At 34.1% G+C, this 13,562-nt stretch carries 9 protein-coding genes; all 9 read left to right on the top strand.

The genetic code is table 11. From position 1 onward, the window contains the following. The first annotated feature begins 19 nt into the window (after window positions 1–19). The 9 genes from sov to ABD816_RS10420 all read left to right on the top strand — a co-directional run bounded on the left by sov (window position 20) and on the right by ABD816_RS10420 (window position 13,520). Window positions 20–7,144, top strand: coding sequence for a T9SS outer membrane translocon Sov/SprA (sov, locus tag ABD816_RS10460; protein WP_425549115.1), 7,125 nt, complete (start codon window positions 20–22; stop codon window positions 7,142–7,144). Window positions 7,145–7,280: 136 nt separating this feature from the next. Continuing rightward, on the top strand, window positions 7,281–7,661 hold the full coding sequence (gene gcvH, locus ABD816_RS10455; RefSeq protein ID WP_344927130.1) for a glycine cleavage system protein GcvH: 381 nt from the start codon (window positions 7,281–7,283) through the stop codon (window positions 7,659–7,661). Then, window positions 7,654–8,040, top strand: coding sequence for a VanZ family protein (locus ABD816_RS10450; RefSeq protein WP_344927128.1), 387 nt, complete (start codon window positions 7,654–7,656; stop codon window positions 8,038–8,040). The genes gcvH and ABD816_RS10450 overlap by 8 nt, the downstream gene beginning before the upstream one ends. A gap of 157 nt (window positions 8,041–8,197) precedes the next feature. Then, the gene (locus tag ABD816_RS10445) at window positions 8,198–8,923 is read left to right on the top strand and encodes an energy transducer TonB (protein ID WP_344927127.1); all 726 of its coding nucleotides are present in this window, start codon (window positions 8,198–8,200) and stop codon (window positions 8,921–8,923) included. 117 nt (window positions 8,924–9,040) lie between these two features. Beyond that, complete coding sequence (locus ABD816_RS10440; protein ID WP_344927125.1) at window positions 9,041–9,955, top strand: energy transducer TonB; 915 nt, start codon at window positions 9,041–9,043, stop codon at window positions 9,953–9,955. Between the two features lie 270 nt (window positions 9,956–10,225). Beyond that, window positions 10,226–10,978 (top strand): energy transducer TonB, encoded by a 753-nt coding sequence (locus ABD816_RS10435; RefSeq protein WP_344927123.1) that lies wholly within the window; start codon window positions 10,226–10,228, stop codon window positions 10,976–10,978. A 217-nt stretch (window positions 10,979–11,195) separates the two neighbouring features. Further along, window positions 11,196–11,375, top strand: a complete 180-nt coding sequence (locus ABD816_RS10430; protein WP_344927121.1) for a hypothetical protein — start codon at window positions 11,196–11,198, stop codon at window positions 11,373–11,375. 670 nt (window positions 11,376–12,045) lie between these two features. Next, window positions 12,046–12,948 carry a heme o synthase gene (gene cyoE, locus ABD816_RS10425; RefSeq protein WP_344927318.1) on the top strand — a complete coding sequence of 301 codons (903 nt, stop codon included), beginning with the start codon at window positions 12,046–12,048 and terminating at the stop codon, window positions 12,946–12,948. Next, window positions 12,939–13,520 (top strand): cytochrome c oxidase subunit 3, encoded by a 582-nt coding sequence (locus ABD816_RS10420; protein WP_344927119.1) that lies wholly within the window; start codon window positions 12,939–12,941, stop codon window positions 13,518–13,520. Before cyoE ends, ABD816_RS10420 begins: the two co-directional genes overlap by 10 nt. Window positions 13,521–13,562 lie beyond the last annotated feature (42 nt).

The following is a 13,562-nucleotide window of genomic DNA, read 5'->3' as shown; positions in this document are numbered from 1 at the left end:
TCTTAAATTTTTGAAAAAACTGGTTTGTATAAGTATATTTTGTATTTATAGCAATGTTATTTTTGGTCAGGAAAATGAAATTGTTCAAGATTCTACAAGTACTGGGTTTACTTTAGGTGAAATTTCTTTGCCAGACCCCAATAGTATTATTGCTAAATATGAATATGATCCCGTAACCAATAGGTATATCTATCGGGAAATGCTGGGTAAATTTAATGTGCGATACCCATTATTTTTGACACCAGAGGAATTTGAGGCTTTAGTAGAAGCAGAAAGTAGAAGAGATTATTTTAAGGAAAAAATAGATGCTTTCAGTGGAAAGACGGAAGGAAGTGAAGAAAAACGAAAGAATTTATTGCCTATATTTTATGTAAATTCTAATTTCTTTGAAACCATCTTTGGGGGTAATGAGATAGAAGTAATTCCTCAAGGTTCTGTAGAAATGGATTTGGGGATTCTTTTTACTAAACAGGATAATCCTGCATTTTCACCCAGAAACCGTAGTAACTTTACTTTTGATTTCGATCAGAGAATTAGTTTGAGTTTGCTAGGAAAAGTTGGTGAGCGACTTCAAATCACTGCGAATTACGATACAGAATCTACATTCGATTTTCAGAATCAAATAAAATTAGAATATACACCTACAGAAGATGATATTATCAGGAGTATCGAAGTAGGTAATGTTACCATGCCAATTAATAATTCATTAATACAAGGGTCTCAAAGTCTTTTTGGTGCCAAAGTGGGAATGCAATTTGGAAGAACCAGCGTAACTGCAGTGTTTTCTGAACAACGATCAGAATCTACTTCTGTAAATGTGCAAGGAGGTGGAACTGTAGAAGATTTTGAAATTTTTGCCTTGGATTATGATGAAAACAGACATTATTTTTTAGGACATTATTTTAGAGATAATTATGATAATGCTTTAACTAACTATCCTTTTATTAACAATAATATACAGATCACCAGGGTAGAAGTATGGATAACAAATAGAGCTACAAGTACGCAGACATTAACTGGAGCACGTAATATTGTAGCATTACAAGATTTAGGGGAATCTCCGGAGACAGGTAACTTCTCGATACCAGCTTCATTGTTTAACAGACCTGCAGGATCGTTTCCTGATAATTCAAATAATAAGTTAGATCCGGAGGCTATTAGTGCTTCAGGTCCAGTAACTCAAAGTATACGACAAATATCTTCCGTTCAGCAAGCCTTTACAGGCGCAATTACTGGCTTTAATGAAGGTTTTGATTACGCTGTTTTAGAAAATGCACGACAATTAACCACTAATGAATACACACTAAACACACAATTAGGTTATATATCATTAAATCAAAAATTAAATAATGATGAAGTGCTCGCAGTTGCATTTCAATATACTGTAGGTGGTCAGGTGTATCAGGTGGGTGAATTTGCGAATGACGGAGTAGATGCTACTGTAGGTGCTAATACAAGTACAGATACAGAAGTAGGTTCTAGTCAAAGTCTGATGGTAAAAATGTTAAAAAGTCCAATTACTAATGTGGATCGTCCGATTTGGGATTTGATGATGAAGAATATCTACAGTACAGGGGCTTTTAGACTGGAGCAAGATGATTTTAGATTAAACATTGTCTATACCAATCCTTCTCCGGTCAATTATATAACTACAGCAGAAGGTGCTGCAACTCCTTTGCCAGATGATGTAGAGCAGACTAGATTACTTAGTGTTTTTAATATGGATCGACTGAACCCTAATAATGATCCGGTTCAGGGATCTGATGGTGCAGGTGATGGTTTTTTTGATTACGTACCAGGATTGACGGTCGATACAGAAAATGGACGTATTATATTTACCTCGGTTGAACCTTTTGGTCAGTATCTTTTTAATAAGTTAGATAATGATAATATAGTAAACCCAAGTGATTATTCAGAGTTGGACAAAGGAGATTATAATGCTAATCAACAGCAATATGTCTTTCGCGAATTGTATACACAGACTAAAGTAGCGGCAGAACAACAAGCTGCGGATAAAAATTATTTTCAGCTAAAAGGACGTTACAAATCTTCTGGTCAGGATGGGATTTCACTAGGAGCTTTTAATGTACCACAAGGTTCTGTAACAGTAACTGCAGGTGGAAGAACTTTGCAAGAAGGGGTGGACTATACCGTAAATTATCAATTGGGTAGAGTTAATATATTAGATGAATCGTTATTAGCGTCTAATACTCCGATTCAGGTTTCTACAGAAAATAATGCAGTATTTGGTCAGCAAACTAAGCGGTTTACGGGATTGAATATAGAGCATAAATTTAATGATGATTTTATTATTGGAGGTACGTATTTAAACCTGAACGAACGACCTATTACTCAGAAGTCAAGTTATGATTATGAGCCGATTAATAATACCTTGTTAGGATTTAATGTAAACTATTCTACAGAAGTACCATTTTTAACCAGAATGGTTAATAAATTACCAAATATTGATACAGATGTTCCATCTAATGTATCTGTAAGAGCAGAGGCAGCTTATCTCATTGCAGGAGCACCAAAAGGAGCAGATTTTGATGGAAAGGTAACAACTTATATTGATGATTTTGAAGGTGCGCAGACAGGAATAGATGTATCTTCCCCTTTGTCTTGGGAATTGTCTAGTGTACCTATCGGTTTTGAGGGAACAGGTAATAGCACCCTTTCTAATGGGTACAGAAGAGCCAAATTATCGTGGTATCAGATTGATAATATTTTTTATAGTAGTGCGCGTCCTGATGGCGTCACTGATCAAGATCTGGCTACAAATTCAGCTAGAAGGGTATTTAATGATGAGGTTTTTCCATTTACTGATATCGTTGCTGGAAATACAACAGCTCTTTTTACATTTGACTTGCATTATGAGCCTCAGGAAAGAGGGCCTTATAACTTTAACGAGGCATATTTATCAGGAACACCACCAGATCCAAATCAAAATTTTGGTGGAATTACAAGACAAATTACATCTACCGATTTTGAACAAGCTAATGTAGAGTTTATTGAATTTTGGTTAATGGATCCATTTTATAATGGACCCACAGGGGGCCCTGATGAATTGACTGAAGCCACAAATGGTAAAATCATTTTTAATCTTGGAAACATAAGCGAGGATGTATTAAAAGATGGAAGGAAACAATATGAAAATGGATTGCCTGCAGATGGTTCCAATGATGGAATTGTAGAAACAGATTTCGGAAGAGTACCAGTTAATCAATCATTAATTTATGCATTTGACTCAGAAGGAACCGCAAGAGATAATCAAGACGTCGGCTTTGATGGATTAAATGATGCGTCAGAAAAGCTTCAATTCCCTGAATTTGCAGCACTAGAGGATCCTTCTGCAGATAACTACGAATATTATTTACAGGCAGAAGGAAGTATTGTGAATAGATATAGAAACTATAATGGTACAGAAGGCAATTCTCCTACAGAATTATCAAATGAAGATCGTGGTAATGATGCTACTCCAACTACAGAAGATGTGAATAGAGATAACACTATGAATACCATTGATAGTTATTACGAATATGAAATTCCGATTTTTGAAGGAATGAATGTTGGGAATGATGGTGATACAGGGTATATTTCTGATGTTCTTTTATCAGAAACTGAAGTGCTCAATGGAGAATTTAGAGAGACCAGATGGGTGCGATTTAAAATTCCGATCTATGAGCCTACAGGGGTCAATAATATTAGCGATTTTAGATCGATTCGATTTATGAGAATGATCGTTACTGATTTTGATCAGCCAGTAACCTTACGATTTGCTACGCTGGATTTAATACGAGGAGATTATAGACGATATGTGGTAGAAAACACTGAAAATAATATAACAGAAGGTCTTAATGAGAATGGAAGTGAAGTATTAGTTACTTCAGTGAGTGCTGAAGAAACTGCTAATTATGTTACTCCACCAGGAGTAGTGAGAGAAGAACTGATTAATAATAATTCAGTAATAAGGGAAGATGAGCGTTCTTTAGCGTTAACAGTTGAAAATTTAGAGTCTCCGGATGCACGAGGGGTTTATAAAAATTTTAATGTGGATATGCGTCAGTACGAGAACTTGGAAATGTTTTTACACGCAGAAGATTTACCAGTACCAACGGGCTTAGGAGATGGAGATTTGACAGCTTTTGTGAGAATGGGTAATGATTTTACTAACAATTTTTACCAAATAGAAATACCATTACAGGTTTCTTCGCGCACAGATACATCAGAAGATGGAGTTTGGCCAGAAGCTAATAGATTAAACCTTCCTTTAGAGCAGCTTCAGCAATTGAAATCATCGATTATTGGGAATCCAAGTTTAAGTAGTGCAGACCTTAATTTTATTGATGGCTCTGATAATACAAGACTAGGAATTAAAGGAAACCCTAACTTTGGAGATATCAGAGTGATGATGGTGGGAGTAAAAAACACAAGTGGTTCGACACAATCCGGTACTGTTTGGTTTAATGAAATGCGTCTTAGTGATCTTAAAAACCAAGGAGGTTGGGCTACTGTAGGCAGCATGGATGCTAATATTGCCGATTTTGCTACCATTAGCGCATCAGGAAGGCTTAGTACAATCGGATTTGGAGGTATTGAGCAAGGACCTAATGAGCGTAGTAATGAAGATATCAAACAATATGATCTAACCACAAATGTAAATCTTGGGCAATTGTTGCCAAAAAAATGGGGGATACAAGTTCCTTTTAATTATAGTAGAGGGGTAGAAGTCATTACACCGCAATATGATCCTGAGTTTCTGGATATAGAATTACAAGATCGATTGGATAACATTGATAATGAGGTAGAGCGTGATCAGATCGAGGAGCAATCCATTGATTATACAAAAAGAGAAAGTTTTAATGTCATTGGATTACGTAAGGATCGAGTAGGTGAAAAGAAGCCAAAAGTATATGATGTAGAGAATTTTACTTTTTCTGGAACGTATAATCAAACAGATCATCACGATTTTGAAATCGAAGAATCCATAGATCAAACTGTACGATTAGGTGGAACCTATGATTTTAGCTTCCAGCCAAAAGAGGTAGAGCCTTTCAAAAAAGTAAAATTTTTGGGTAAAAGTAAATATTTTGATTTGTTGAAAGATTTTAACTTTAACCTAATGCCAGCAAGTATTTCTGTGGGATCTAATATAAACAGACAATACAACGAACAGATATTTAGAGACATTACATTGGATGAAGGTAGCCTTGGACCGCCAGCCTTAGTGCAACGTAATTTTCTATTTGATTGGCAATATGGAATTAATTATAATCTTAGCAAATCTCTTAATGTAAGTTTTAATGCTGCAAATAACAGGATTGTCAAAAATTTTATTGATGATGAAGGTAGTGTTATTGATGAAATTGATATTTGGAGTGGTTTTTTCGAGATTGGAGATCCTAACTTTCATAGTCAGCAATTGCAGGCTAATTATGAAATTCCTTTTAGTAAAATTCCTTTACTTAAGTTTATGAGAGCCACGTATTCATATTCAGCCGATTTTCAATGGACTAAAGGTAGTGAGGCGCTAAAAAATCTAGATGGTATTCCAGACTTAGGAAATAGTGTGCAGAACGCTAATGTACATGCTTTAAATGGAGCATTGGACATGAATAGTTTGTACAAATATGTAGGGCTTAAGAAGAAAAGACCTGGGAGAGCGAAAGCTTCAAAGAAAGCATCTAAAAAAACGGATGAAAAAGGAGTGAAGGTAGCTGAAGAAACTAAGGGTAAACAAACTAGAAAAAGATCCAGTAAATTGAGTCCTGTGGATAAGGTAGTGAATACGGCTATCGGACTTGTAACTGCGGTAAAGAAAGTAAATGTTACTTACCAACAGGATAATGGTATCTTTTTACCAGGATACTTAAGAGATCCGGGGTTTGTGGGAACATTAAAACCTACAGTAGGATTTACTTTTGGTAGTCAGTCAGAGATACGTGATATTGCTGCCAGAAATGGTTGGCTAACACTATATGAAGATTATAATGAACAATATAGAGAAGTAGAAGGTAGACAGTTAAATATTCAGGCCTCAGTGGATTTGCTTAAAGATCTCAAAATTGATATAAGTGGTAGCAGAAATTACTCAGAAACCTTTACAGAGAATTATCGGGTAGATAGTGATTTAGAATATAATTCATTAACTCCCAATACATACGGTAACTATACAATCTCTACTATGCTGATACGAACAGCATTTTCTGAAAGTACTGAATTCTCTTCTGAAACATTTGATGAGTTTAGGGAGAACAGGCAGGTTATCGCAGATCGTCTGGCTACAGAATTTTATGGCACACCAGATTTCCCAAGAAGTGAAGAAGTAGAGTCAAATGGATATAGCTATCCCGAAGGCTTTGGTAAAACTAATCAGGCAGTATTACTACCAGCCTTTCTTGCTGCTTATACAGGAGGTAGTGCTGAAAAGGTTCAGAAAGGAGCTTTTAGAGATGTGCCTTTACCCAACTGGGACATGAAGTATACGGGTCTTATGAATATTAAATGGTTTAAGAAACGTTTTAAAAGATTTTCCATGGCACATGGATATCGTGCCAATTATACGATTAATCAGTTCCGGACTAATTTAGATTACAATATTAATAATCCGAGAGAACGGGATCAGGGAGATAATTTTAAAAATCCGGAATTGTATTCTAATGTTAATATTACGGAGCAATTTAGTCCATTAATCCGATTAGATATGGAAATGAAAAACTCTGTAAAGATTCTTGCAGAATGGAAAAAAGACAGGGCGTTATCTCTGAGTTTTGATAATAATTTGTTAACAGAGATCAGAGGAAATGAATATATTATTGGATTGGGATATAGATTAGAGGACTTAACTTTTGTAACCAGAATTGGAGGTAAGAAAACAACCCTAAAAAGTGATCTTAATTTTAGGGCAGATTTATCTCTTCGTCAAAATGAAACAATTATACGGTATTTAGATGTAGATAATACACAGGTCACTGCCGGACAAGATATTTATGGAATTAAGTTTACCACAGATTATGCCTTGAGTAAAAACCTTACGGCTTTATTGTTTTATGATCATACTTTTTCACAGTATTCTATTTCTACTGCGTTTCCTCAAACTACCATAAGAGCAGGTTTTACGCTTAGGTATAATTTCGGGAATTAAAAACTTGGATTGTATACCATATCATCATTTCCTCTATCACAGTTTTTTATAATTTTACGATTGTTTTTTCTAAAATTTGATAAAATAGATTTATTTTCGTTGCTATAATAATAACTATTTATAAAAAACATTTCGGATGAATATTCCTTCAGATTTAAAATACACAAAAGATCACGAATGGGTGAAAATAGATAATGATATCGCTACTGTAGGTATTACGGATTTTGCACAAGGAGAATTGGGTGATATTGTTTATGTTGAGGTAGAGACTCTTGGAGAAGAATTAGATCAAGAAGCCATTTTTGGCACCGTAGAAGCAGTCAAAACCGTATCAGATTTATTTCTTCCGTTGTCCGGAGAAATTACTGAATTTAATGAGGAACTGGAAGATGATCCAGAGTTAGTTAATACAGATCCTTATGGTAAGGGATGGATGGTTAAAATAAAAATATCAAATACTGATCAGATCGATGATTTGCTGTCTGCAGATGGTTATAAAAGTCTTATTAGTGCATAAATATTTATTACCTGTAGCACTCTTATATACTGGATTGATTACATGGTTGTCTCTGGGTAAAATTATAATTCCGGGAAACATCGCGGTTCAGGGAAGTGACAAAATTGGACATTTGTTGGCTTATTTTGTGTTTACAATTATCTGGTTTTTATTCTTTTTTTATTCTGAACGGCAAAAGCGAAGATTTTTTGAAAGTTTATGGATCTCATCATTAGCTGGTTTTTTATATGGAATTTTGATGGAATTTTGTCAGGCAATTTTCACTGATTATAGAAGCCCGGACTGGTATGACTTTATTGCAAATACCAGTGGTATTATTCTGTCTGTATGTGTGTTAAGTGTGCTGCAAAAGAAATTAGTAAAAAAAAGAAGGTATTAAATGAGTCGTGTAAAATCTATGAGATTTTACTTAAATTTATAAAACTCGAATAATGAATAAAAGTTAAAAATTAATTTTTTTAGTTTACATTTTTACCATTAGTTGTAAATTACCAAAGAAATTAGCTATTTTAGCAACTGTTTAATAACATTGTAATATGGAACCAAAAAAGAATCCTAAAGTTGATTTAACTAAAAGAAGTGCCTTGTTTTTACAATTAGGCTTAATTTTAGTTCTTTTCGTTACTTGGCAGGCAATAGAGTGGAAAACTTATGATAGAAGTAATGTAGATATAGGTCAGGTTGATCTTGATGAGTTAGAAGAGGAAGAAATTCCGATTACTCAAAACCTGAATACACCTCCACCTCCACCACCTCCACCACCAGCACCTGAGATTATTGATGTGGTAGAGGATGAAGAAGAAGTTGTAGAAGATGTTCTTGAGTCTACAGAAACAAATCAGGAAGAAGAGATTGTAGAAGTAGAAGAAGTAGAGGATGTAGAGGAAGAGGAAGAGATCTCTGATGTACCTTTTGCAGTAATCGAAAACGTACCGGTTTTTCCTGGATGTGAAAAAGAATCAGGTAACAATGCGAAGAAAAAGTGTATGAGTGATAAGATTAAGAAATTTGTTAATCGTAAATTTAATACAGAGCTAGGTAGTGAATTAGGTCTTACTGGTGTAAATAGAATATATGTTCGTTTTAAAATAGATAAAAATGGAGATATAGTTGGTGTGCAGGCAAGAGGACCTCACGCAAGATTAGAAAAAGAAGCAGCAAGGGTTATAAAAATGTTGCCTAAAATGACACCAGGTAAGCAGAGAGGAAAAGCCGTTGGTGTTTTATATTCTCTTCCAGTAGTATTTCAGGTACAGGATTAAGTACACTATATAAATAATAAAATTGAAAAATCCCGTAACAGCAAATGTTAACGGGATTTTTTAATGCTAATTGCTAAACATTAATAGTCAAATTATACCATATAAAAACATACTAAAATGATATATAAAAATAAGATTAGTAGTGTAGTAGCATCATTAGTATTAATTGTTTTTTCTAATTTAGGGTTTATCAATGGATCAGAGAATGAAATATATCATACTATCCATTCATTTGATAAGATAAAAACTATATCTTTTGAAGCGGTTGAAGTTCCACCGATTTTCGAAGACTGTAAAGATGTTCAGCAGGATTGTGAGCGAAGGAATTGCGTAGCTCAAACAATACAAAAAGCATTAGATGAAGAATTGGAAAAATTACTAGAGGAAGATGAAACATTTATAGATGGAGCACTACGGTTAGATTTGCAATTTATAATTACAACTTCTGGCTCCATTGATAAGACGAAAATCAACGGAGGGCAATTACAAGTGAATACTATAATTGAGAAAGTTATTTCTGGTTTGCCTGAAATGATTCCTGGACAACAACGAAAGAAGAAAGTTAATGTTTTGTATCAAAAAAAGTTTTTGATTCTTAAAAAGGAAAGTGAGAAGAGAAAAGAAAATGGAGATACAGATTACTTTATTATGCTATCTGAAGATTATGGACAGGGAGATGATGGGATTCTTGTTGAGGGTATTGTTCCTGCTCATTTTGACGAGTGTAGTTCTTTAGGAAGTGTTAATTTTACCGAATGTACGAGTAGAAAGATAAATAAATTTGTAAGTCAAAATTTTAATGGCGGTTTGGGAAATGATCTTGGTTTAACAGGTGTTAATCGAATTTATGTGCGATTTGTTATTTCTAAATGTGGTAATATTATTGATGCGAAAGCAAGGGGACCTCATCCCAGATTAGAAAAAGAAGCATTACGGGTTGTCGGCTTACTTCCTGCTCTGGTGCCTGCAGAATATAATGCAAATAAAGTAAGTATAAGTTACGCGCTTCCAATTGTATTTCGTGTTGAGTGATTCATAATAGAGTTGTAGTGTATAGTTGATTTGACCATTATTATTGTCTAATAATGTGAATTATAACCATTGTTTTAAAAATGATTGAATTTTGTAATTGACAGTATTGAATAATATTTTGATTTTTTCGACCTGTGCTCAAATTTGAAATGTTGTTAGGTACGAGTCTTTAGTGTAGAGATATATCTCATTTTCTAATTGGTTATGAGGTTTTAACTGTTTGGTACGCTTGTTGATTTAGAGTTTGATGTAACGTTAAAACTAAATATTATGAGTAACAAGCATGATGCTAATGCGCGAAAAGGCACATTAGTCAATTTTCAGATTGGGCTTATTGCAAGCCTTTTATTTACATACCTTATGTTTGAGGTGTATACTGCAGAACCTATGATCAAGGACGCTATAGTTGATCATGAAGTTTACGAAGATGTAAATTTTACAATGGATACCTTTATAGTCGAAAGCAAGCCTCCAGAGGAAATAGCTGCTAAAATCACACAACCAAAGGTGCCGGAATTTATAGAACCAGAAGTGGTGGAAGATGATAAGGTTTTAGAAAAATTAGAAGAAGAATTTAAAAGCGAACCTATACCAGAATCATCAACTCCTTTTGATCCTAGTGCTTTAAATAATCTTCCTGATGAGATAATCGATGTTCCTGTTGAGGTTCCTTTTTCAGTAGTAGAGTTTGTGCCGATTTTTCCGGGATGCGAAAAATTAGGCACTAATAAAGAGCGAGCAGCTTGTTTTTCTGAGAAAATTACTAAGATTGTTTCAAGGAAGTTTAACTCTGGACTCGGCAGTGAATATGGACTAACAGGGATACAACGAATCTATACAATGTTTGATGTAGCTACTGATGGAACTATTCAAAATATAAAAGTAAGAGCTGCACATCGTGGGTTGGAAAAAGAAGCGATACGGGTGATTAATTTATTTCCTACAATGACACCCGGAAAACAAAGAGACACTCCGGTAACTGTAAAATATCAATTGCCAATCGTTTTTCAGATACAAGACTGATATACATTTTAATAATAATAAAAATATAAGAATCCCGTCGCGATAAACTGTAGACGGGATTCCTTTTTGTTATGCTTGTTGGTTTAGAATTAATTGTAACGTTAAAACTAAATATTATGAGTAACAAGCACGATACAAATGTACGAAAAAGTACATTAGTAGCCTTTTAGGTAAGGGTCATTGCAAGCCTTTTATTTGCCTGTAAAATATTCGAAATATGCGCAGTTGCAAGGGGTGTGGCTCTATCAAAGGGAAGCTTATTTCAGCAGTAGATTCGATAATTGATGTTCCTGAAGTGGATGGTGTTACGTTTCCAATAAATAGAGTGACTCATGAACTTGTCTTTTCGGAGTATGATACCTCAGATGCTTATCAGAAAAAGATTGCTTTTTTCTAATAAGAGTAAAAAATTAGTGTCAAAAAATTAATGGAGGGTTAGGAGTGGAGTATGGTCTTAGTGGATTACAAAAGATGTATATTCAGTTTTATGTTGCCTTAGATGGAACGATCTAACAGGCTATAGTAAGAGGGCCTTTTCTCACATTAGAGAAAGAGGAGAAAAGAGGGGTAAATCTCGTTCCTGATATGATACCGGAAAGAAAAAGAAATAGAACGGTTACTGTAAAATATTAATCGCCTGTTTTATTTCAGATACGGGATTGGAATAAATAGTAAGTAACGTATTTTTTGAAAAATGAATAAAATAACAAATGACAGGTAGTTTACTACCATTTTTTAATTATTTTTTCTCGTATCGTTGTTGTGAAAAATAATGAATACGTTGTGTAAAAAGAAATCATTTTTTTTAATCTATAGCAAGTGCAATTGACTATGTATTTTAAATTAAAGTCTTAGTTGATTGTTTAAACAAAGTGTAGCTTCAAAATAGCTATTTGATTATCAGTTCTTTTGTTGAGATTTATGTAAGCTCTCATTTTGTTTAATGTATTGTTTTACACGAACAGTTGTTAAAAGTTTGATTATAAGAGACTATAAGTTGTCTAAAATGCTTTTAAGGTATATCTTTGCACCACTTTTAAAAAAACTGCAAATAAAAGGTGGAAGAATTGAGGATAACCCAAATAAATACGTCTGAAGTTTCTGTAATTCAGGATTTTAAAGAAATCACAAAAATGCGACTTTCATTGAGTGTTGTGTTTTCTTCAGTTGCTGGATATTTATTGGGTGTAGAAACGATCTCCTGGACTATTTTATTACTATTATCGATAGGAGGGTATTTTATGGTGGGTGCTTCTAATGCATTTAATCAGGTTATAGAGCGTGATCTTGATGTGTTGATGGATAGAACTAAAAACAGACCTATTCCATCAGGACGGATGTCTGTAAGTACTGCATTTGTTATTGCTGTGGTATTTACTATTTTGGGGATAGCAGTGTTGTATAGTATCAATCCTAAAACAGCGATGTTTGGAGCAGTTTCTATATTTATTTATGTGAGCTTATATACTCCTTTAAAAACAAAGACTCCTTTGTCTGTTTTTGTTGGAGCCATTCCCGGAGCCATTCCTTTTATGCTAGGATGGGTAGCAGCAACTAATGATTTTGGGATCGAACCAGGCACTTTATTTATGATTCAGTTTTTTTGGCAATTTCCTCATTTTTGGGCAATAGGTTGGTTTTTGTTCGATGATTATAAAAAAGGAGGATTCTTTATGTTGCCTACCGGAAAAAGAGATAAAGGAACAGCAGTTCAGGTATTAATTTATACTGTTTGGACTATTGTAGCTTCATTAATACCAGTTTTTAAGGTAACGGGAGCGCTTTATATTACACCAGTTTCTGGAGTTTTAGTTGGTGTGTTGGGGCTGTTTTTATTGAGATATGCTATCAAATTATATAAAATAAGAGATGCCAAAACAGCAAAACAATTAATGCTGGCGAGTGTATCGTATATTACATTGCTACAAATTATATATGTAGCTGATAAATTTATTCGTGTATGGATTTAACACAAGGTACTACAAAAGAAAAGCAGAATAGAGCAAAGAAAACCATGATGTGGTTTGGGATGGTGAGCATGTCTATGACTTTTGCAGGTCTTACAAGTGCATATGTGGTAAGTAAGAGTAGAGATGATTGGGCTACTGATCTAGTATTTCCTAATGCCTTTATAATAAGTGTATTTGTTATATTGACAAGTAGTCTTACATTGTTTTTAGTAAAAAAAGCGATAGAAAATAATAATAGGGGATTAGCGACTGGCTTATTGTTGACAACTTTAGGCTTAGGAATCGTTTTTATATTCTTGCAATTTCAGGGTTTTGATCAAATGATGGGGCAGGGATATCATTTTACAGGTCCAACCTCTAATATAGTTTCTACTTTTATGTTTATTATTGTAACATTGCATATAGTTCACATATTAGGAGGGCTAATCGTTCTTTTTGTCGTAATTTATAATCATTTTAAACAAAAGTACAAAGCAGGGCAAACCCTTGGTTTAGAACTCGGTGCTATGTATTGGCATTTTGTAGATGTTTTGTGGGTTTATCTCTTTTTATTTTTATATTTCGTTAGATAATAAAATTGATTACTTTTGTTGGAAATTTAATAATACCAAATT

Origin of the sequence: Aquimarina addita, assembly GCF_039539305.1 — a bacterium.
In the GTDB taxonomy this organism is placed as follows: Bacteria; Bacteroidota; Bacteroidia; order Flavobacteriales; family Flavobacteriaceae; genus Aquimarina; species Aquimarina addita.
The sequence above is the reverse complement of the archived record's forward strand: the minus strand, read 5'-3'. Positions and strand labels throughout refer to the sequence as shown.